The organism is Caballeronia choica (genome assembly GCF_001544535.1).
Classification (GTDB): domain Bacteria; phylum Pseudomonadota; class Gammaproteobacteria; order Burkholderiales; family Burkholderiaceae; genus Caballeronia; species Caballeronia choica.
Map to the genome: position 1 here is coordinate 1 of NZ_FCON02000138.1, position 20,573 is coordinate 20,573.

16 protein-coding genes and 6 pseudogenes are annotated in these 20,573 nt (G+C 60.2%); 7 read left to right on the forward strand and 15 right to left on the reverse strand.

The window, feature by feature from the left end; all coding sequences use genetic code 11:
• Window positions 1-200, forward strand: a pseudogene (locus AWB68_RS49900) (ISNCY family transposase); the annotation flags it as partial.
• 482 nt (window positions 201-682) lie between these two features.
• Here AWB68_RS49900 and AWB68_RS34710 read toward each other — a convergent pair.
• Both AWB68_RS34710 and AWB68_RS34715 read right to left on the reverse strand, forming a co-directional pair.
• Window positions 683-1,318: an RES family NAD+ phosphorylase gene (locus AWB68_RS34710; protein ID WP_160110119.1), complete on the reverse strand. Its 636-nt coding sequence runs from the start codon at window positions 1,316-1,318 to the stop codon at window positions 683-685.
• An 11-nt stretch (window positions 1,319-1,329) separates the two neighbouring features.
• A complete protein-coding gene (locus AWB68_RS34715) occupies window positions 1,330-1,983 on the reverse strand; it encodes a hypothetical protein (protein WP_087648801.1) in 654 nt (217 codons plus the stop codon).
• A 525-nt stretch (window positions 1,984-2,508) separates the two neighbouring features.
• Between AWB68_RS34715 and AWB68_RS47215 the strand changes: the two genes are divergently transcribed.
• Complete coding sequence (locus AWB68_RS47215; RefSeq protein WP_125483136.1) at window positions 2,509-2,847, forward strand: hypothetical protein; 339 nt, start codon at window positions 2,509-2,511, stop codon at window positions 2,845-2,847.
• Window positions 2,848-3,054: 207 nt separating this feature from the next.
• Here the strand turns inward: AWB68_RS47215 and AWB68_RS34720 are convergent.
• Window positions 3,055-3,357, reverse strand: a pseudogene (locus AWB68_RS34720) (inorganic phosphate transporter); the annotation flags it as partial.
• Between the two features lie 117 nt (window positions 3,358-3,474).
• Between AWB68_RS34720 and AWB68_RS34725 the strand changes: the two are divergent.
• Window positions 3,475-4,239 (forward strand): annotated as a pseudogene (locus AWB68_RS34725) (helix-hairpin-helix domain-containing protein); the annotation flags it as partial.
• Window positions 4,240-4,501: 262 nt separating this feature from the next.
• Here the strand turns inward: AWB68_RS34725 and AWB68_RS34730 are convergent.
• On the reverse strand, window positions 4,502-4,975 hold the full coding sequence (locus AWB68_RS34730) for a YbhB/YbcL family Raf kinase inhibitor-like protein (RefSeq protein WP_087648815.1): 474 nt from the start codon (window positions 4,973-4,975) through the stop codon (window positions 4,502-4,504).
• A gap of 303 nt (window positions 4,976-5,278) precedes the next feature.
• Complete coding sequence (locus AWB68_RS34735) at window positions 5,279-5,476, reverse strand: hypothetical protein (RefSeq protein ID WP_087648802.1); 198 nt, start codon at window positions 5,474-5,476, stop codon at window positions 5,279-5,281.
• Window positions 5,477-5,842: 366 nt separating this feature from the next.
• Between AWB68_RS34735 and AWB68_RS51630 the strand changes: the two are divergent.
• Window positions 5,843-5,923: pseudogene (locus tag AWB68_RS51630) on the forward strand (YbhB/YbcL family Raf kinase inhibitor-like protein); the annotation flags it as partial.
• A 1,353-nt stretch (window positions 5,924-7,276) separates the two neighbouring features.
• Here AWB68_RS51630 and AWB68_RS51635 read toward each other — a convergent pair.
• The 9 genes and pseudogenes from AWB68_RS51635 to AWB68_RS34790 all read right to left on the reverse strand — a co-directional run.
• Window positions 7,277-7,429 (reverse strand): annotated as a pseudogene (locus AWB68_RS51635) (IS5/IS1182 family transposase); the annotation flags it as partial.
• Window positions 7,430-7,771: 342 nt separating this feature from the next.
• The gene (locus AWB68_RS34750; protein ID WP_087648805.1) at window positions 7,772-8,950 is read right to left on the reverse strand and encodes a porin; all 1,179 of its coding nucleotides are present in this window, start codon (window positions 8,948-8,950) and stop codon (window positions 7,772-7,774) included.
• Window positions 8,951-10,507: 1,557 nt separating this feature from the next.
• Complete coding sequence (locus tag AWB68_RS34760; protein ID WP_087648807.1) at window positions 10,508-11,047, reverse strand: hypothetical protein; 540 nt, start codon at window positions 11,045-11,047, stop codon at window positions 10,508-10,510.
• 514 nt (window positions 11,048-11,561) lie between these two features.
• Window positions 11,562-12,667 (reverse strand): annotated as a pseudogene (locus tag AWB68_RS34765) (IS110 family RNA-guided transposase).
• A 180-nt stretch (window positions 12,668-12,847) separates the two neighbouring features.
• Window positions 12,848-13,132, reverse strand: coding sequence for a hypothetical protein (locus tag AWB68_RS34770; RefSeq protein WP_087648808.1), 285 nt, complete (start codon window positions 13,130-13,132; stop codon window positions 12,848-12,850).
• 116 nt (window positions 13,133-13,248) lie between these two features.
• Window positions 13,249-13,473 carry a DUF3717 domain-containing protein gene (locus tag AWB68_RS34775; RefSeq protein ID WP_087648809.1) on the reverse strand — a complete coding sequence of 75 codons (225 nt, stop codon included), beginning with the start codon at window positions 13,471-13,473 and terminating at the stop codon, window positions 13,249-13,251.
• A gap of 43 nt (window positions 13,474-13,516) precedes the next feature.
• Window positions 13,517-13,711: a hypothetical protein gene (locus tag AWB68_RS34780; protein ID WP_087648810.1), complete on the reverse strand. Its 195-nt coding sequence runs from the start codon at window positions 13,709-13,711 to the stop codon at window positions 13,517-13,519.
• The gene (locus AWB68_RS34785; protein ID WP_235028653.1) at window positions 13,708-14,022 is read right to left on the reverse strand and encodes a hypothetical protein; all 315 of its coding nucleotides are present in this window, start codon (window positions 14,020-14,022) and stop codon (window positions 13,708-13,710) included. The genes AWB68_RS34780 and AWB68_RS34785 overlap by 4 nt, the downstream gene beginning before the upstream one ends.
• 67 nt (window positions 14,023-14,089) lie before the next feature.
• A complete protein-coding gene (locus tag AWB68_RS34790; protein ID WP_087648812.1) occupies window positions 14,090-14,503 on the reverse strand; it encodes an antirestriction protein in 414 nt (137 codons plus the stop codon).
• A gap of 221 nt (window positions 14,504-14,724) precedes the next feature.
• Here AWB68_RS34790 and AWB68_RS49910 point away from each other — a divergent pair, with 221 nt between their 5' ends.
• Window positions 14,725-15,336, forward strand: a complete 612-nt coding sequence (locus tag AWB68_RS49910) for a ParB/Srx family N-terminal domain-containing protein (RefSeq protein WP_235028654.1) — start codon at window positions 14,725-14,727, stop codon at window positions 15,334-15,336.
• Complete coding sequence (locus tag AWB68_RS34795; protein WP_235028655.1) at window positions 15,266-16,705, forward strand: chromosome partitioning protein ParB; 1,440 nt, start codon at window positions 15,266-15,268, stop codon at window positions 16,703-16,705. Before AWB68_RS49910 ends, AWB68_RS34795 begins: the two co-directional genes overlap by 71 nt.
• A 258-nt stretch (window positions 16,706-16,963) precedes the next feature.
• On the opposite strand, the gene AWB68_RS34800 is transcribed toward AWB68_RS34795, so the two are convergent.
• Window positions 16,964-17,449: a conjugal transfer protein TraD gene (locus tag AWB68_RS34800; RefSeq protein ID WP_087648813.1), complete on the reverse strand. Its 486-nt coding sequence runs from the start codon at window positions 17,447-17,449 to the stop codon at window positions 16,964-16,966.
• 232 nt (window positions 17,450-17,681) lie between these two features.
• Here AWB68_RS34800 and AWB68_RS34805 point away from each other — a divergent pair, with 232 nt between their 5' ends.
• The gene (locus AWB68_RS34805) at window positions 17,682-20,495 is read left to right on the forward strand and encodes an AAA family ATPase (RefSeq protein ID WP_160110120.1); all 2,814 of its coding nucleotides are present in this window, start codon (window positions 17,682-17,684) and stop codon (window positions 20,493-20,495) included.
• The last annotated feature ends 78 nt before the right edge of the window (window positions 20,496-20,573 follow it).

Consider the following 20,573-nt stretch of genomic DNA (forward strand, 5'->3'; position numbering starts at 1 on the left):
CACAGCGCGACAACCGCCGGACCTCGGGTTCGCCGTCACGTACGAATCGTGGTGCGGCGGTACGCAAACCCAAACCCTTGCCCGGCACTAAGAATCCGCGCGCATTCACGCGAGCCGATCTGGATCAGGCAATCGCGCAGGTCGCGCAGCAGTCGAAGACGCCTTCAACACCTGGCCAGCGGTCTGCTCGCACTCGCTGAACGGTCTGACACGCCCCTGTCTGATCAAGGCCGTCCTTCGACACTACGTGGATTCAAACCGTTGAAGACAGAGTAAATCACACATCAAAAACACGACATCTGTATTTAGCCGGCGCTACGACATTTCAAAATGGCTTTGACATCATTTATCAAGGATAAATCTATCCTATATGGTAAATTCCCGTCCGTCCCGATAGTCGCCAGGAGCAACCGAGTTACCACGTGGTAGTTACATTTTGAATTTTCGCCGTCGTGAGGATCCGACGGCTTTCCCAGGTGACATCCGGCCTGGCGCGACTCACCCATTCCATTCGTCGTTCGAGGTCTTTGAGGCGACGCTCCCCTCAACCAACCAAGCTGAACGGTGCGTATTTGGTTTGGCCTAGCTGCTGTTCTCGGCCTTCCACATGTCCGGCCCGCGGCTACCGCGGTGCTTCCCACTGACGAATCATACCGGGCCTAGTTTGAGTGCGACCTGCAGTTCATCCGGCGCCGTCAAGTCGGTCGCTGATCCGGACGCCGAACGCATCAAGAACAGCCCGCGCCTCAGGATGGCGGACGAACGGCACGGCCGATACAAGCCGCAGCTTCTTCTGCGCTCGACAGAACAGGACTATAGCTCGCGAGTCGTTCACGTGCCGCGACATATATATAAAGCCGTCGAGCATTTCGCGATGGAGGAATAAGGCTTTGGACCAGCCCTGCGGCACCCGATGCGTGGAACAGGTGGAAAGGGTACCATCACCGCCGAGTCGTTTAAGCGCCGCTCCTGTCATGTTGGCCAGCCTGAGAGGCCCATCGGCCTCGAATGACAGAACAAACCGATTGATGCTTTGCGCCGAGAGTTCGTATTGGCCGCTCTCACGCTTGAGTTCCTCGTTGTGTAGCACCGTTTCTGCAAAAGCACATTCAAGCGATTGGCCAGCGTAACACGTGCCGTAGCGAGCCTCTTCCGGCAGAGACCTCCGGGGATCGTCAAATCGATTACCGCCTGTCTTGCCAAAATGAGGCTCTCCGGAGTCAAACCACGAGACGCGTACGAGTGACTGGGCTAAAACGGGCTCAATGCAGAGTTCCAGCTTAGAGAATGCCGCAACGTTTGGTATTTTTAACGGCAAGCGACACTCTCCTACGATTCGATGAACGCACGAGCGGCAGCTTTGACGTCAGCCGCCTGCCCCGCGCGGAACGCGGCCACTGGAGTGACCCCCTTGCCGAGCGACCTCTTCGGGCGAGTGAAAAAGAGCCACTTGGTCCAGCCATTAAGGCCTCCGAGCAGCTTGCTCACATGCTCCAGCTGACGACGATTGAGCGTCGGGTCCGCATAGAAGACGGGATAGTACTGATTCCCACCAATCTCGACTGCGAAGATTTTTTCTGCAGCTAGGTTTTGGTTGAGCGCCTGCCTGGAGATACCGAGTAATTGGCACATCTTGGCGGACGGAACTAACAGCTGTTTCTCGACGAGACTTTGCCTCTCGCGCAGCAAGTCTTCCGATAATGGGCCCAGAAACGCGTCCAGCTCTGCCCCGCTGACAGCGCCTCGGGGCGTACCGCGAGAGCCGGACCGCGACCCTGCAACGTCGCCGGCAATACTGCTCAGCATCCCGTCTTTGAATAGCTGGCCCAGTTCCGAGTCGGTGAGATTCAAAAGTGATTGAACCCCTTTTTCTGGAACACGAGACAGCTCTCCAATCGCCGTGCGAACCGCCGGCATGGCGGACGAATCAAGCTTTTCGGCGATGGCGCCCAGGTCTAGCTCATGATGTGAAGCGGCGTGCATGACCTTTCTCCCCGAACTTGGTTGGACCAAGATTAGGATTTTGCGTCAAGTATGTCAAGTAGATTGGCGACGAAACCTTGTACATAAAGGGCTCATGCGAGCGACCGGACATGAAAATCCGCCTAAACAGACGAGTCGGTCACGAACACTCAGCAAAGTCCCGAGACGCTTGCGGCCGCTCGGTACGGGCAAAGCAAAGTGTCAATGAGCAGGACGCGGAGCGAATCACGCCACTACATTCGCTGTCCGGCTGCGATAAGACCGAAGCGCCTTCACGCGTCAGGAAAGGCAAACCACCGCCGCCTTAAACCTCCTCGGACAACGTGACAAGGTTGCCGGAACGACGACTGCGGGTCGCGTCTAGCCCGAGCTATTGTCGTTTCCGAATTGCTAAGGCAAAGTGGTTCACGCCCTTGCTGTCAAGCAACTCGTGCCGCTCGCGCAACAAGGGTAAGTTGCAGTTATTGAACGAGCCTGCGCCAACCTATAATCGGCGCCCAGACGACTTCGACCACGGAACCGCATATGCGAATCGCCTGGATAGCCGCCTGTAGCCTGTTGGTAACACTCACGCCAATCGTCGCTCAAGCGAAATATGTGGAAGTGTGGAACCCGCAGGAAGCACAACTGAAATTCCTTCCGCGCAGGCACGTCGCCGGTACACAGAAGAAAACTTCCCACAAGCTTGCAGCACTAAAAACCCCTGGCCGCAAGGCCCCTGCAGGACGAGCCCCAATTCTTGCCAAGAATCGAGTCGCTCCCTACCAATCTCCTCGCATCGACACCCGGGACGCTGTCCCAGTCATTAGGTCCGTGGATATTCCGCCCTTGCTGCGCTCTGACGGCGAGATTTTGCGCACGTGAGCGCGCAAGGCATCTCTGTGGTCGGAAGCGCCTCGCGAAGAGTTGGTACGGGCCGCGTTTCTGTGAGCACGGGAATCCACAGAAGTCGGGCATACGAGTGCTCCGGGCTCGCGCGTTCGTTTCGATTCTGATGTGCCAGCGACGCTACGCATTACCTGCAGATGACGCTTGTTCAAACGGCGCATCGAGGCTGTCGCGATCCAGTCTTCAGAACAGCAATCTGAAGACCCAATAAGGCGATCCGGCAAGCGCGATGGATGCGGGTAGCGTGAGGACCCACGTCAGCACCACACTCCTCCCCGTGCCCCACTCGAAGCCGGATCCATTGGCGGCGATCGTGCCGGCCATGCCCAAGGACAACACATGCGTGGTCGATGCTGGCAAGCCGTAGGCATCCGCCGCGCCGATCGTCACCATCGCGACCAGTTCGGCGGACGCCCCTTGCCCGTAAGTCAGGTGTTCCTTGCCGATTCGTTCACCGACAGTCACGACGAAGCGCTTCCAGCCTGCACATGCTGCGACGGCGAGTAAACCCCATCTGCTCGGAGTTCAACATCGCCGCCAGAAACGTTTCCGGCTCGTGGCAGTTGAGCGAGCTGTTCGCGTAGACGAGCAGCGCGAAGCGATAGTGGGTGGGATTCGGCGCTCGAACGCCCAATGAATCGAAGTCCAACCCACCCGCGCCCTGCGGTCCGGCTCGGGCTGTCGAAGCTCAAGGGCATGCGCGACGGTGCGGCCGAGCGGATCGATTCGGCCCATGCAGTGCGTCGGTTCGCGAGCATTAGCGACCTCGCGCGTCGCGCCCAACTCGATGGGCACGATCTGCAGGTGCTCGCCGCCGCGAACGCCCTCGCCTCACTTGCGGGCAATCGTCGCTAAGCGCTATGGACGTCAGTCGCCGCGGTGCCGGAGAAGGCCCTGCCCGCGGCGACGCCCATCGACGATGACACGCCGATGCTCGGCGCGCCGTCCGAAGCTGAAGACATCGTCGGCGACGACAAAACGACCGAACTCACGCTCGGGCGTCACCCGCTCAAATTACTACTACGACCGGTGCTGCTCGAACAACGCTTGATACCGACCGCGACGCTGCGAGGCTATCGGAACGGGCGGCTCGCGCCAGGCTGCGGGCTCGTGACGGTCAACCAGCGCCCGAGCACCGCGATGGGCGTGATGTTCGTGGCCATCGAGGATCAGACGGGCAACGTCAACGTGGTCGTCTGGCCGAGTCTGCTGAAGAAGCAGCGGCGTGAAGCGCTCGGCGCTTCGTTGCTGGCGGTGTACGGCATGTGGCAATGCGAAGGCGATGTTCGGCAGCTGGTGGCGCAGCGCCTGGTCGACATGTCGCGCCTGCTGGGCGTGTTGTCGACAGTGAGCCGGAATTTCTGCTGACGGAGGCGCAATGACACGTGCGGTCGTCCGAGCGAGGCATTAGCGAACTTTCAACAGAAACGGTGGATAACTGCCCGTCGGCGCGGTGTCGTCGATGAACACTGGTATTGATATGGCAGCCAAGCGCAAATGCGCTCCCGTCAGCGTCAGTACGAACAATAGTCTGATCCCCGCTCGGCCGTAAAGCCGTCGTCATCGCGGGCGCACAATCGGAATGGACAACGATCATGGTCCGCGCGTTCAGCGAAGCCGCATTCGCCGCTTATCGCTTTTGATAGGTGCCGATCAGTTCGGCGTGCGTCAGTACGTGCCCCAGCATGGCCTTTTCGAGCGCCACCTTAGTTGGGCTTTTCAAATCGGGAAGGACGGTGTCGAGCGCATACAGCTTGTGAAAATAGCGGTGGCGTCCCACGGGCGGGCACGGACCGCCGTAAGCGGCACGCTGGAAGTCATTGGTGCCTTCGAGCGTGCCGCTCGGCAAAGCCTCTGTAGCAGCGCCCTCGGGCAATCCGGCTGCCGTCGGCGGGATGTTGTAGAGCACCCAATGTACCCAGGTCATTTTCGGCGCGGCCGGATCCGGTGCGTCAGGGTCGTCGACGATCAGCACCAGGCTTTTTGCATTCGCGGGCACGCCGGCCCACGCGAGGGGCGGGGAAACATCGGCGCCCTGGCAGGTATGCTTCGCGGGAATCGCGCTGTTCTGTCGGAAGGCTTGCGACGTTAGCGTGAGAGTCATGACGCGCTCCTCGGCGGCAACGATGGATGGCGGTCCCGGTGGGATGATCAACACAATGAGCAAGGGTGTCAACAGGCCGCGCGCGCCCCGTGCCCAGGCCGCCTTTTCAAAGCGTTTGAGGCATGTGTCCGGCATGTTGAAGTTGCTCATCCTCGCGCTCTGTACTCTGTCCGTGACGGCGGCCGATTGTTGCGAACCTAGCCCAATACGTCCCCCGAGCAAAATTGGCTGTGGTTGATAATTGACGCGCGCGGGTTCCTACATCGATCGCGGCAGGCATGCGCCAGCCGGAGTGCCTGTCGGCTAGTGTTTCCGGGCGACGGCTCTCAAAATAAAATCGCCGTCGCTTGTGACGTGTGGATGGGGTCGTCCCGAAGCGAGGGTTTCCAATGTGATCAGCTGGCGCGTCAACAACGCGTCGAGTTCGGCGCGACCCAGCTCTACCTGTTCGGGCGCGTCCTTGATCAGCATTAAAGTCGCGAATTCGTGCGGACTAAGCATCCTAATCTCCTCCGTCTTCGATCTGTCACCGGTACGGATTCGTTACGCGTGGCTGGCACAACTTCCTGTTCTCTCCACGCCGGTCGTTGCGCGCTCATCTGAGAGGACCCGGCGCGCCATAATAATGCGATCTAATTTTGAAAAGCAATATGTGGGATACCCTTTTGCGAAGTTCGTCGTGGGGAAGGTTGTCGATGAAACGCGCGTCGCGGGAACGCGGCCGGATGCGTGCCTGCGCATGAAGCGCCGTAGGCAGAAAAACATCGGACGTCTTTTTACCGCAATGTGTCGGCAGCGCGGCTAGAAACATGCAAATACACAATCACCCTTTCCGCGACATAACCGGCACTGCGCGGCCGCATTGGCGCGCCGGAACCGGCCGCGCCGAAAATGACCTGGGTGCTCTACAACATTCCACCGACGGCAGCCCGGCTGCCCGGGGGCGCGAGGCGACGCCCAAGCATTTTCTGAAATGGATTCCGTTGGTCGTTCAATACGAGATACATTATGCCAATGCCGTCCCCGTCCCCGAAATGGTTGTGTAATCGCGCGAACCAAGTTGTCGAAATGCAGGACTAAAGGATTTGGAAAGTGCTACAAATGTCCAAACGTGCCGGGCGGCCGAAATCATCTGATGTGGACGCCAATCCTGACACTGATGCGTTGCCTGCGGTACGACCTGCGCGCTTCGGACCTCTTGTGCTTTGGGCTATGTCGGCAAGTGCATTTGCCGTCGGAGTCTTGGGGACAGTCGCGTATGGCGTCTGGGCTAATCATGATCAGTATGCCTATGCAGAAGCAATGGCAAGCGCACGACAGGCACTCTGGCTCGTCGGATCCACATCGTCAGCTCAAACGTCTCGGTCCGCTCGTTTAGGCCTATCCTCGTCACCTCCTGATCGCGACACCACAGTTGCCAAAACTGATCTTGCCGTGCCCGCGTCTTCTGCCCGGGTCGATCACCGCGCAGCACCTTCTCCGGATTCTGCCGTCCCGCCGCTAGCTATAGGCCGTCTTAATCGAGTGAGCCGTTTCGCCGCGCACGATCGCCGCTATCCGGCGTCGCGCATTAAGCCAAATGGCAACCCATCCGCCCGGAAGGATTCTTTTTTCCATACCGTAAGCTATTGGCAACATAGCAGCGGAAGCCAGCGAGATCTTTACGCCCATCGGTAAGCCGCATTGTCACCCGGAGCGAACAAGTCGAAAGCAACGCCTTTGAATTCCTGATCTACCCAACCGCCAGCGCAAGAAGCGCGGCGATCACCACCAAGAAGGGCGCAGCCTGGGCTGGATGGTCGCGCAACAAAGACGCTCCCTGCTGCTCCCGGTTTCCGCGCGGGTGTCGGTCTGATCGTCGGCGTCGCGACGACCTACGACCGGCCGAGCGCTTCGTCGGCGTGGACGTGACGACCCGATCGCAGCCGCGTAGCACCCCGCATCGGCAGAGCGCGAATTCGGAATGCAGCGTCGATTGCGCAATGGGTTGCGGCTTCAAGGTGCCGTCGGGATTGGTCTCTACGTAAGCACCCGGCGAAGGCCTCTTGATCCTTCGGCCATTGCTGCCGTTGGTTCAACGACATGAGAGCGGCAGGTGAGGACCCAATTGCCGTCATTAGTGACTGGTTGAATTTGTCGATCATGAATGGCCGCTGCCGGAGAAATCAAATGTTCGTTGACGACCCATTGTCGACGGTGGCGTTGTCAGCAGTCCAAAGGCAGGTGTCGGAAGCAGTCCGGTCATTCAACCCGTGTCTCCGAACAGCAGATCAGTCTTCGGCGACGTTGGTCGAAGGCAAGGTAGATCTTCGCACCCTCAGTGGCAACACCCTTGTAGCCGCGATCGACGAGGACGACTTCCGGCTTCACGTCGCTCAAGATCGCCGCTTGCTTCAACGCCTCAGGCAGGGTGTGACCGTCGTATGGGTCGCCCGACATCGAGCGGGCAACTCGCGGCCCGTAGAGTCCCTGGGGCGCGAACTGTTGCTTCGCGGCCTCGAAAACGCGTCGGCGGATGCCCTCGGATTTCCTTTTCACTCGCGGCACGTTCATGGTTGGCGTCTCCAGCCTCGCAATGTAACGGAAAACTTCGCTCACCTCCGCCACATTATGCGCGCTGTCGCGCCCACTCACCCTGCGAACCGTTTCCCCCGCGCGGGGCCACGAGCGCAACTTCCGCCCGGGCTCGAGCCACGCTGCGCCCTTCTCCTCCGTAGCTTACCGCCCGCCTGAACAACGGCTTCTATCGCGCTGGAATCGACTCCTAGCGCGACTTGGCCGCTAGGGAGCTTCCCATCAGAAACGGTGACGCACGCCGACGGTTGCCTCAATCTGATTCGATGTCGATGCGGGTGAACTCACACCGTTGATCCAAGCGACCCCCAGCGGGTTGCCGGCCCTCGCGCTCACACTTTGGTAGGTGCTTTGGATATAGACGTCCGTGCGTTTTGAGAAGGCGTAGTTTGCAAGCGCGCTCACCTGGTTCCAGTGCGGAGCCCCGCTACCGGCGTTGCCCCCGGCGCGCGAGTAGGTGTAGGCCGCCGCCAGCATAACGGCTGGTGTCAAAGCGAACCGGATGTTTCCTTCATAGTTCTGAAAGTGAGTGTTGAAGCCAGTAAGGAATAGTTCGGTCAGGTTCGTTTGTGTATATACGAAGCCTGCGACCAACGGACCGAACGCGTAGTTGACGCCTCCGCCCCACGTCTGCTGGCGGCTAGCGAGTGCCCCGAGCGGCACCGCGGTCGGAGTCAGAAGGCCTGATAGCGACGTTCCAAGCGTATCGGTGACTGCTCCGTTCGTGTTGAGTTGTGCTGGGGTGCCGGCGGCGTTGTTCAAGTGTAGATAGCCCGCGCCGAAGTTCAACGGCCCCCACGCGTACGACATGCCGACGCTGTACGCACGATTGTTCGCGAACCCACCGGCCTGGTTCGAGAAGCCATACAGGGCGCCAAGCCTGAAGCCGGCAAAATTCGGGCTCTGATACTTGACCGAATTGTTGATCTGGAACGAGTCGTTCAGATTGTCGACATCGAACGGGTGCGCGAAGTGCGTCCCGCCATACTGTGTTCCGGTCAACGAGAGCGGCCCGAGGAAGTCAACCATGCCGTCGGTTTGACGTCCCAAAGTCAACGAGCCGAAGTCACGACTGGAAACTCCGACGTAGGCCAAACGGTTGAAGATGCGATTGGCCGACGACAACTGCCCGTTGTTCAGGTTAAAGCCGTTTTCCAGAGTGAAGATCGCCTGCAACCCGCCGCCTAGATCTTCCGCTCCGCGCAGCCCCCAACGACTGTACTGCACGCCTCCACTGGTCATCTGCCAGTTGCTGTGACCACCTGCTCCCGTGCCGGTGATTTGGCTGTTCGTGTAAGTCAGGCCTGCGTCGATCAGGCCGTAAAGCGTCACGCTGCTTTGCGCCTGCGCCACACCGGCCAAGGAGGCCAGCGCGGTACCGGCTATCAGAGTTTTCTTCATTCGTTACTCCAGGGTTCGATGTCTGTTTTCATTAAACGCTCACGTACCCCGTACCGCGACTATCCTCTCTGCGGAGAAGTTGCTGTCGCTGTAAGACGATAACGGAAATCTCGTGACCGAATCTATCGAGTCGTCGAGTTTGTCGCTGGATAGCAACGTCCGCAGATATGCCGCATGAGACGACCGTGCTGCGAGGCAAGCAACGCGGATTTCATTCGGCATCCTTTTATTCGGAACCGGCGTCCGAATGCCCGCGATTGGATCTTCGCCTTGTGTTTTTCCGGTTTCGCGCTAACCTACCTCTGCCCCGCAGGAATTGAGCGGGGTTTAGATCTCCACGGTGGTTCACCCGCTTCGGCGGGTTTTTTTTCGCTGGCGCGTTCGCGACGGGTTTCCAAACAAGCGACCTCAGTTGAGTCGATCGTCTTCACACTGCTGTGCTATAACACTTCGTGCATCTCGCTTAGGCAAGACCAACGAACAGGCCAGCAATCTACTCGGTCTTTCGAGCCACCGCACGGCAGCGCGGCTGCGTCAAACGCTTGATCTCTAGGCTGAATCGTCGCCTTGACTCCGGGTTCAGCCGGTTTGCGAGCAACGGTTGCGCTATAGCACCGGGTTCAACGACGTCATTTATCCAGTAGTCAACCAGGAGACGCGCACGATCGTCACGAATCCGGCTGACGCACTTCGGTAGTGAGCTGGTCGGCCGGCGCCTCGCCGTGACTGTCTCACCGTTTCAAAACATGGAGCTGCTCCGATGCGCAGCCGCTACGCTGTCGGTCGATGGGTGTCACTGTGGCCCGGCGAAGCGTACATGAGTCATTGGCTTTATCCCGGGGCTCGAAGCGAAGACCATCATTGCCGGGCGAGACCGACAGTATCGGCGCTGGCGCCCGATGTCTCTCGAACACATCGCTTACATGCAACAGCTCCTTGATGTGACGTACCCGGATATCTTCGACGGTCCCGGAGATATTCGTTCGAGGGTTTCGCAGAGATTCCAGCCGGAGCGTTTTGACCATCCGGAAGAAGGGTGCCCTCGAGCTCGCCTGGAGATCTCCCTGAGCGCTAAAGGCACGCCGTCGCGACATGCTTCCTGAAAGCCTCTCAGGTTCTGGCCGGCCTCGAATGTACCCATGACATTCAGCCGACGCGCCTTGGTGCGCCGGCTTTTCTTTTTATCGCGCAACATGCAGACAGCAAAACGTAGCGCCTGGTCATTCGTCATCGGACGCTGATTCAACCATACCACTCAACCCCAATTTAAGGGTTTTGCCACGCCAGATTGTGCCCAGGCCCGCCATATCACAGAGAATTGCCCACGCTATATAAGGGACGGGCGTTTCCCCGCTTATCCAGCGTCTGACTTGGCGGCCGCCATGCTCACTCAGCCCGAGCACCCTGGCTAGAGCCCGACCCGACAGACCAATGCGTCGCACGACCTCCTGAACTTCAGCGCCCCGGGGTCGCTCCCATCCCTCATCCGCCGGAAGCAAACACTCGGACCGAATGGGTGTATGAATATCAAACGTCATTCTTTTATCGCCTTTTCTCTTAGTCGTGCTTCCTGGAGCGGACGAATCTTCGCGCCCGGTCGATCGCGTCCGCAGCGACCTTTTCCTCCAGCCGTAATCGATGCGCGCGGAACTCATGTTCCGGCCACCGCTCTTCGCACTCCTCGAGTGCCTTCACTGCCTGATCGCGTGTCATCGGGTGCGTATATCCCGACCATGGTTCGTACACGTCGCCGCCGGCACTCATCGGCCGTTTACGCACGGCACGCTGGATGATCCAGTCGTCCGTCCAGATTTCAGGCGCCGCCGAAGCTTCGCTGATGTTTGCGCCAATCTCCGGCAGGTTGCACTCGTCAAAGTGTCGCTCCCCGGTCGACATGTCGAGCAGCGTAACGATCGCGTTGCCGAATCGTTCCTGCAGGTCCACCGCATCTCGCCATGCCTCCTCTGGATCGTCGTATTCCGCTGGCGTATCGCCAAACTGCGCGTGCCTAAATCCGACCGCGCCCCACCGGTCAAAACTGAGCACCACATCGACGTAGCGGTTCGCATCGTCATCCCAGACCTGAACTCGATACATGATGTTCTCCTGATCCTGAACGATTCATTGCTGCGCCGAACCCCGATCCAGCCCCCGCGGCTTCGCCGCGGGGGAATCACGCAGCCTGCGGCTGCTTGACGACCCCGATCACAGTTGCACGACGCCTCTCACCGGATCGTCCCTCCGCTGCCGCTGCGGGTCGGCGCTCTCCCCACGCCTCGCGGCGCGGGTCCCCTATAAGGACCTCCCGTTAAAACCAAGGTTTGTATCTTTTAATTCCATTCCATAGTCATCTTTCAATCATCGCGACGCGGTACGAAGCGGCTGGTAGACTGCACACCTACAATCGGCCTCTCGACGTCAGCATTGCTGACCGTGGCCCGGATAATAACCGCGCAGCGGGACTCCATTCGTGCGTCGGCACATGCGAGATCGCATTGCCTGGGGACCCGTCGAGTTCTCCCGCTGCCGGTCTGACCTGTCGCTTATCCTTACCGGGTGTCTGCGATGAAGTACAACATGGGCTGCTTCAACTTACAATGCTATCGGTCCTTCATTGTGCTGCAACCCCATGGGGCTGCCCGTCGTAGGACGGATCAAATCGCTGACCTTTCGCCAGGATCGCCCAGAGCACACGCGTGTGCTTGTTGGCGATCGCAATCAGCGCCTTGCCGTAGCCGACGCGTTCAACTAGCTGGGTAACCCATCGCGCGAGTCGGTCCTGCCTGCGTCGGGATGCCGTCAGCGTGACCCGCGCGCACTGGAACAGCAGCGTGCGCAGATACGCATCGCCCTGCTTGGTGATGCGACCGAGCCGCTCCTTGCCGCCGCTACTGTTCTGCTTTGGGACAAGCCCGAGCCATGAAGCGAACTGTCGGCCGTTGCGGAACTGTCGGGCATCCCCTACCGTGGCACTCGCGGCGGAAGCGGTGATCAACCCGACACCGAACATTTCCGTGACGCGTCTCGCGTCGGGATCATTCTTTGCATGCTGGGCGACCTGTTTGTCGAACCAGTCGATCTCTGCGTCAAGCTCGACAATTCGCGTCCACCCTCGCAACAATGCCACCCGCGTGAGTCCGGGCAATTCGTTCCCCCCGTCCTCCACTGATTCGGCGAACCTCTCTCTGAACCGGTGAATGCCCTGCGGAAGAAATATCCCGAATTCAGCAACCAGGCCGCGAAGCCGGTTGACCAGTGCAGTACCTCCTCAATCAGACCCTGGCGCATGCGATGCAACACGAGCGCGCCTTGCTGAGCCGGCGTCTTGACCGGAACGTAACGCATATGCGGTCGGCTCGCAGCTTCGCAGATCGCCTCAGCGTCCACCGCATCGTTCTTGACCGAGCTGCCACCCTTGCGATAGGGCGCCGCAAACTGCGGCGGAATAAGCCTGACATCATGTCCGTATTCGCGAAGCCGGCGCGCCCAGAAATGCGAAGCTGTACAGGCCTCCATCGCGACCACGCAAGGTGCCAGATTCGCGAACCACTCCAGAAACTTCTCTCGCGTGACTGCCTTCCTGATCACCACGCGCTCCGCTACATCGACTCCATGAAGCTGCATCACGTTCTTCGCCAGATCAACGCCTACACGGACAATCCTGTTCACGACGTTCTCCTTGCTCGATTGATCGGACCTGCTCCACCATCGTGGCATATCCCAGCGCTCGCGTGAGGGAGGTCCTTATCAATTCGTGCGCCTCGATCTGGGCGCGCAGGCGCGCGCGATCCGCTCCCGGCCGACACAAGCCCTGGTCTAGCAGGGAAGGTTTGCCCGGCACAGATCTCTGCGATCGGGCTGACGAGCCGGAGCTTGTCAGGCTGGGACACTTGGCCATCACCAGCCAGCATAGTTCAGCAAAAGCTCCGCTATCAGCTTGCGACGAACAAGGTCCAGCCCTGACAGGTCGGCGAAGCCCCTGATGCCTGCTTTCTCCCACAGAAGAACGCTATCGTCCTTGTTGTAGAATGAATACAGCGGCACGGAAGGTGCGCTCGCCGCTGCTGAGAACACCGAAGGCGTCGAGAATGACCGCTCCATTGGGCGCGAGCGCCCGCTGTCTTTCACCTTCTCAACGGCCTCCCTGGTGCCATCGCCGAAATAGACTGGACCGGACAGCATGACAGCCTGTTTCCATACTCGAGAAAACGCGCAGGCGCGGCAGTAAAATCGGCGTCGCTTTCCTCCTGCTCGCGGCGAAACTGGTCGAGCACTTCAGCGAAACTTCGATTCGTCGATCATAGCGGCAATTCCTGTTGATAAAGGGCAGTGGTCACCGCTTTCACCTGCTCGGCAGACAGCGAAGACACGTCGATGGCCGTTACGTGCGTGTAGATCATCTCGCCATAGATATCGGCAAGGTGACGCGCTTTCGGGCACAGCGCCGCGTCTTCTCCTGACGCCTGGCGGCTTCGCCACACGTTGATCGCCTGTTCAATCTCGGCAATTGTAAAGGTTGGCATGTCAGGCTCCGAAGCCCACGCGAGTACACGCGGGCGGTTCAGGTCATTGGGCGAACAACACTTCGTAGAGTCCGCCCCGGTCGATCGACATTTCGGCATCCGGCAACTTCGCCACACCGCAGATGAAGTCGAACGGGCCGCTGTACGGCAGCATTTCAAGAATCGTCTGATTGCCGAACCATGTGCGCAGCACGTCACCGCGCTTCAGCTCGCAACCTCGTTTCGGTTCTGTCGTCATGCGGTACGCTCTCGAGTGTTGTGGACCGCTTCGTGAAACGCTACCAGAGGCGCGCGGGGTGGTACGCGGTCAAACTCCGAAAGCGCGGCACGCGCGATCGCCCGAAGCTCGTCGCGGTGCATGTCGATCGCATGACCGTCCCCGTCGAGCATATTGGCGATGCGGTGCAATGCGTCAGCGGTCTTCGCCGCCGCATCCGCCGACAGCGCCATACGGAACAGTTCAGCACGCACAATTTCACGGTCCCCGTACTGGTAGACGGCCAGCAAAGGCAGAAGTGCGGTCAGCCAGGTTGGGCGAATTTGCGTCATGTCCATTTCTTCCTCACTGATTTTCAGGTAGGGCGAAAGACCCGGCCCGCAGGCCGGGGCTGGTTCGTTAGTCAATAGCGCGGAGAATGTTCGCGGCCTCTACGTGCTGCGTCGCAAAGGCACGCAGGGAGTGGTATTGGTCAATGATCCTGTCGTCGCTACACTTTTCCGCCAGGTGGCACAGGGCGAACAGCGTGACGACGATCCCGAACGCGTCCCCGCCCATCATGTCGCTGTAGCCGTTCATATGCCACCGCACGTGCACCCGTCCGCAGTCCGAGGGGGCCATATAAAAGCCACCATTCGACAACTGGAAGAAATCCCACGAACCGCCGTTGTAGGCACTCGAAAGACGCGCGGCCCAGTCGTAAACCAACGCCTCGCCCTGGAGATATTGCGCACCCAGGTAGTGAGGAAGGAAATTCAGACGCAACTCATCAGCAACAACGTTTGACGAGATTTTGGTTTGATTATAAATCACGGTTATCTCCGGTTATGGCCATCGCACCACGCGAGGCACAACTTAATTATAGTGACATTTTGTCCTAATTATGGAATATTTTCATTTGTATTTTAGATCGTTTATGTTATCCGATTAGGAAATTCAAATAACTTCTATCGACATATTCTTTACTTAGGGCATTTTGTCCACATAATGGTTATGTGCCCCGCGTGGTGCGATGGCCATAACCGGAGATAACCGTGGATCAGGTTGAAAACCGTACAACCGAAACTGTTCTCGAAAGAAGTTTCGGCAACGACACCCAGATCGAATACGTGCCGCTCGCACTGCTGTGCAAGTCACCGCACAACGTGCGCCGCAAAGCGCCTACCGGCATCGAGACACTGGCCGAGAATATTGCTACGGCAGGCGTCATGCAAAACCTCGTCGCCCACGAGATGAAGGCGCGCGGCAAGCAGCGCAAGTTGGGCGTGTGCGCGGGCCAGCGCCGCCTGCTCGCACTGGAACTGCTGCGCACGACTGGCCGGATCGATGACAGCTACCCCGTACCGGTCAAGGTGGTGAGTGAAGCCGATGCCGTCGCCGTCTCGCTGATCGAGAACCAGCAGCGCGAGCCATGCATCCGGCGGACGCCTGCGAAGCATTCCACCTCCTGGTCAATGAAGGCCGTACGGTGGACTACATTGCGCCTCTTTTCTCGCTATCTGAAATCCAGGTGCAAAGGCCCTGAAACTTGCGAACGTGTCGCCGCGCCTGATCGACGTCTTTCGCGAAGACGGCATGACGCTGGAACAGATCCGCACGCTTGCACTGACGGACGATCACGAACTGCAGGAACGCCTGTGGTTTGACGCCGCTCAGGCGTGGCAACGCAACCCGGCGCAGCTGCGCGACGCGATCACGAACAGCGAGATCGATGTGTCCGACAGCAACCTGGTTGCGTTCGTCACGCTCGACGCGTATGAGGCAGCAGGCGGTCACATTCGCCGGGACCTCTTTAGCGACGAGCAAAACGCCGGGTATGTGACCGACGCAGAACTGTTGCACCGCCTGGTCGCAGAAAAGCTGGTTTCTGTCGCGCAGACCTTGAGAAACGAGGGCTGGAGTTGGGTCGAAACACGTGTGCGCCGTGATTTTTCCGAAATCGCCCGCTTCGGTCGGCTGCCGTCGGCGTCGCGCGAATACACGAAGAAGGAAAAGACCGAGCTTCGCGCGCTTAAGAAGGCGAGCGAACAGGCCGCAGCGGAACTGAACGCGTACTACGACGCCGAAGATGAAGCCGAGGACGACGCCCGCCGCGATACACTCGAAACTGCAGCGGACGCCGCTTCCCAAGCGCTGCACGACTTTGCTGAACGCCTCGAAATCTGGAGCGACGACCAAAAGGCGCGTGCCGGTGCATTCGTGACGCTCGACCATGACGGCAAGGCCGTGATCGAGCGCGGACTGGTCAAACCCGAGGATCGGGCCAGCATGAATCGCGAAGGTGTAACGGGTGCTGACGAACTGCCAGCGCCACCAGAAAAGCCACTGCACGGCAAAGACCTCAGCAGGCGATTGACGGCACACCGCACCGCCGCCCTCCAGATCGAACTTGCACGGAACCCGGTGGCCGCACTCGCGGTACTGATGCACCGCCTGATCCAGGTTGTGTTCGATGACCGCTATGTCTGCGCCTGCGACCAGCATGCCGCCGACGTGCGGGCCACATGCTCACTCAAACGCCTGTTGCAGGCAGCGGACGACATGGAAGCCAGCGCGGCATGGAAAGAGATTTCAGCCGAGCGCGAAAAGTGGGCCGCACTGCTGCCGAAGCGTTTCAGTGATGTGCTGCCCTGGCTGATGGCGCAGAGCGAAGGCGTGCTGAGCAACCTGTTCGCCTTCTGCGTGGCCGCTACCGTCAACGGCGTGAGCGAATCGGATGGCGCACACCCGGTGAACGCGCTGATCAATCTGCTGAATGTCGATATGGCACAGTACTGGACGCCGACGCGAACGAGCTATTTGAACCACGTGTCGAAAGCACGTATCGTTGACGTGGTAGCACAAGCACTCTCCCCGGAAGCGGCGGCGGCGCTGGAGAAATTGAAGAAAGACGCAGCGGCAGAGACGGCGGAACGGTTGCTGACCGAGACACGCTGGTTGCCCGAGGTGCTGGTGAGCCGAGAAACGCCAGTCGTATGGGATGACTACGAAGACGAGGAGGAAGAAGACGCTTAAGCGAGCCGAGCGCCGCGCCCGACGAAGCTGTACGGAGCGTTGATCGATACCCGGCTCATTTTCCAGAATCCCTTTTTATGCCTCTGGCGCGTCGTTCCCCGCGACGCGCTTTTTCTTTTTCTGCAAGCTCGAAGCCGCGCAGATCGCTGCGATATCGCGCGCGCATGCGCCCGGATCGAGGCGCACGGAACCCGCTCCGCAGGTGTCGAGGAGAGCGCCGACCTGCAGCGCAGCGACGATCCGGCTGGGCACGTTGGGTTACGCGGGGACTTTCTCCGCCGCAGCCGCATTAGCCGCGACCTCCGCGCTGGCCTGCGTTTCGACCTTCTTCTCATTTTCTCGCTCAGCGATGAAGGTATCACCGCGTCTCTTGAGCGTGTGCTGCAGATCGTCGTCCGTCCTGAACTGATCGAGCGCCCACAGCAGCGTGCCGGTCAGCGTGCCGCGATCCACCGGAAAATCGACCATCGCGACGATGCCACCGAGTTCAATCAATTCGCGCGTGTGGGCCTTGCGCTGATCCTCGCGCCGCGCACTGAGCATGCGGGCCGCTTCGGCTTTCATCGCTTCGGCCTTCTGGTTAATCTTTTCCAGGCGGATCAGCTTATCGAGCTGTCGGGACTCCTGCGCGGTGGGATTCGGAATCGCCGCCAGTTCGACCAGCAGCGCTTGCGTGGCGGTTGGCGACTTCAAACCCTTGATGTATTGGACGTGTTCCGAAAGCCATTCAGGTTTTACCATCATTTTTCTCCTGGATCAATTTCAGTTGCATCGAGCGACAGCGCAGGCCGACCATCGGCCCCTTCCTGCCAAGCTATTCCGGATTATGAAAATTGCAAAAGCGAGTTAACAAGGCGGAGCCACCCAGCAATATCTGGCGAGCAAAACGAGTCAAAGCGCGCTTCCGCGTTTCTATGCTAGCATAGAAACAGCTTATGATAAGACGAAAGCTCATCCGCCAATGCCAACGTACCACTTGAGCGTAAAAGCAGGCAGGAAGGCCGCCGCCGGGGAACACGCCAAGTACATTGCGCGGGAGGATCACTACGCCTACATATCTCGCGGTGGGAAGTTCGAGGAGCGTGGCGACCTGAAGATGACCGAGAGCGGCAACATGCCGGCGTGGGCCGCGCACGATGCCAGCATTTTCTGGCAGGCAGCGGACACCTACGAGCGGGCAAACGGTCGCCCGTACACGGAGATCGAGGTTTCGATTCCGCGCGAACTGGACGATGAACAGCGCGTCGCACTCGTGCGCGAGTTCGTCGAACACACCCTCGGCGAGCGCCACGCGTACACGTGGGCGATCCACAATCCGGCGGCAAGCGACGGACTGGAACAGCCGCATGCGCACATCATGTTCACCGAACGCGTGAACGACGGCATCGCCCGTGATCCGGCGCACTACTTCAGGCGCTGGAATGCGCAGGACCCTGAAAAAGGCGGTGCTGGAAAGGACCGCTTCCTGAGCAGCCGACAGTTTGTTCGCGACGTGCGTGAAGAATGGGCCGTCACGGCCAATCACTTCATGGCACGGGCGGGCATCGAGGCCCGCATCGACCACCGCAGTTACCGGACGCTGGGTATCGAGTTGGAGCCGTCCGTTAAAGTGGGCGTCGCGCGCTACGCGGGCGAGCGTGGTGTGATGGCCAGTGTGCTGGAGGAGAATCGCCAGCGCGCGTACCGCAATGGTCAGCGCCTGCTCATCAATCCGGCGATCGGCATCGCCGCGCTGACGATCAATCAGTCCATCTTCTCGCGGCGCGACGTCGAGCAGTTCGTGTTTCGCAACACCGATGGTGCGGAGCAGTTCCGGCAGGTTTACGCGCGGCTGATGAATTCGAAGGAACTGCTCGCGCTCAAGGATTTCGGTCGCAACGGCGAGTGGTTCACGTCAACGGATCTGCGCGCGATCGAGGTCCGGCTGGTCGAGCGTGCGCGCGCAATGAGTCGCGCCGGCGACGCTGCAACGGGCGACGCCGCGGTGCGCGAAATGCTACGCGCAACCCGACAGTTCAATGCGGGACAGGATGCGGCTTTTGTCGCGCTCGCCGGCGGTGCCCAGCTCGCGGTGGTGAATGGTGCGGCGGGTACCGGCAAAAGCTATGTGCTCGCCGCAGCACGCGAAGCGCTCGAGTCAGACGGACTGCGCGTAATCGGCGCAGCGCTGCAAGGCAAGACGGCCGACGACATGCAACGCGACGCTGGCATCACCAGCCGGACGCTGCACAGTCTGCTGTCGGGCATCGAGCGCGGTACGGTTGCGCTCGACGCGAAAACGATTCTGGTGATTGACGAGGCCGGTATGGTCGGCTCCCGGCAAATGGAAAAACTGCTCGGCCACGCGCAGGCGGCCTGGGCACGCGTACGCTTGGTGGGCGATGCATGGCAGCTGCATGCGGTCGACGCGGGCGATGCTTTCCGCGCAGTGTCGCGCGAAGCGGCCGCCGCGAATCGGCTCGAAAGCCTGACCGAAATCAAACGGCAGAACGAGGCCTGGCAGCGCGAAGCCACGTCGGCGCTGGCCCGGCACGATGTGCAAACGGCGGTTTCCGCGTATGCGGACCACGGTGGCGTACAGCTGTATGCGACCGTCGTCGACGCGCGCGAGCAGCTGATTGCGCAATGGCAGGATGATCGCCGGACCCGTCCCGGCAAGACCCAGCTGCTGCTGACGCATACCAACGAGGAGCGTTGCGCGCTGAATGCGCGCGTGCGCGAATTGCTGCGGGCCGCCGGCGAGCTGGGCGGCGAACAGACCGTGCGGGCCGAAGACCGGCCTATCGCGATCGCCGCCGGCGAGCGGATCATGTTCCTGCAGAACGAATATGTGATGCAGGTGAAGAACGGAACGTTGGGCACGATTGAACAGATCGACGCGCCGACGGACACGAAAGCGGCGGGCGCCGTGCTGCATGTGCGGCTCGACGACGGCCGGCGACTCGCGGTCGATACGGCGCAGTACGGTCATTTCGATCACGGGTACGCACTCACAGTCCACAAGAGTCAGGGGGTGACGGTCGACCGCGCGTACGTGCTGGCCACGAAGAACATGCACGCCGAGCTCGCCTACGTCGCGATGACCCGGCATAAGGAAAATCTGATTGTGGCGGCCGGACGCGACGAGTTTGCGGACGGCGCGGCCCTGATGCGCAGCCTGTCGCGTGCCGACGAAAAATCGTTCAGTGCGCAGCATGAGCTGCGGCTCGAGCGCGATCGCCGGCCGGAGTTAGGCTACCGGCACACGTTGAACCAGCGCCGCGTCGAATTCTCGAATGCACCGCGGCCGCGGCGGGCAGAAAAGACCCTCGATCGCTCAGTCGAGCAGTATGCCGATGCCCTCTGCGCCGCGGCGGCCGCAAAGCGCGCAGGCAAGCCGGTGCCGGCTAAGGATCGTGCGGCGCTGAAGCGGGCGGGCGTCGGACTGGACAGACTCGATCCGGCGCTGCGTCGCGAGATCCGGTATGTCGTTGAGCGGGATGATCGTGCCTGGCGTGCGCTCGTCGAGCTGAGCGGCCCTGCGCGGGCCGCGGCGCTTGTCAACGAGGTGGCACAGGCTAGGGCGCAGCGCGCCGGCATCGACGCGGCGGGCGCCGAACACCGACAACCGACCTCGCCAGCCACCGCATCCCGGCGTTTCGCCGACCTGACGCCAGAAGAACGCCAGGTTCGGCGCAACGAGTTCAAGGTCCAGCTTCGTAAAGCGGCTGGCCAACCAGTCGATCGAGATAAGCCACCGCGTGAGCGCGCGGCAACGCGCGGACGCGGCGGCCCAGAAATCGGTGATTAATCGTATGCGGTCCATCAGCGACGCCCCTCAATTCAGGTGGCGGAGCGCGTGACGTGTGGTAGGAACGCGGATCAGCGG

Bases quoted from the DNA above. Each gene is read 5' to 3' on its own strand.
- AWB68_RS34715 (WP_087648801.1), bottom strand. From the start codon at position 1,983: ATGCACGCCGCTTCACATCATGAGCTAGACCTGGGCGCCATCGCCGAA.
- AWB68_RS47215 (WP_125483136.1), top strand. From the start codon at position 2,509: ATGCGAATCGCCTGGATAGCCGCCTGTAGCCTGTTGGTAACACTCACG.
- AWB68_RS34730 (WP_087648815.1), bottom strand. From the start codon at position 4,975: ATGACTCTCACGCTAACGTCGCAAGCCTTCCGACAGAACAGCGCGATT.
- AWB68_RS34735 (WP_087648802.1), bottom strand. From the start codon at position 5,476: ATGCTTAGTCCGCACGAATTCGCGACTTTAATGCTGATCAAGGACGCG.
- AWB68_RS34750 (WP_087648805.1), bottom strand. From the start codon at position 8,950: ATGAAGAAAACTCTGATAGCCGGTACCGCGCTGGCCTCCTTGGCCGGT.
- AWB68_RS34760 (WP_087648807.1), bottom strand. From the start codon at position 11,047: ATGTATCGAGTTCAGGTCTGGGATGACGATGCGAACCGCTACGTCGAT.
- AWB68_RS34770 (WP_087648808.1), bottom strand. From the start codon at position 13,132: ATGCTGTCCGGTCCAGTCTATTTCGGCGATGGCACCAGGGAGGCCGTT.
- AWB68_RS34775 (WP_087648809.1), bottom strand. From the start codon at position 13,473: ATGCCAACCTTTACAATTGCCGAGATTGAACAGGCGATCAACGTGTGG.
- AWB68_RS34780 (WP_087648810.1), bottom strand. From the start codon at position 13,711: ATGACGACAGAACCGAAACGAGGTTGCGAGCTGAAGCGCGGTGACGTG.
- AWB68_RS34785 (WP_235028653.1), bottom strand. From the start codon at position 14,022: ATGACGCAAATTCGCCCAACCTGGCTGACCGCACTTCTGCCTTTGCTG.
- AWB68_RS34795 (WP_235028655.1), top strand. From the start codon at position 15,266: ATGACGCTGGAACAGATCCGCACGCTTGCACTGACGGACGATCACGAA.
- AWB68_RS34800 (WP_087648813.1), bottom strand. From the start codon at position 17,449: ATGATGGTAAAACCTGAATGGCTTTCGGAACACGTCCAATACATCAAG.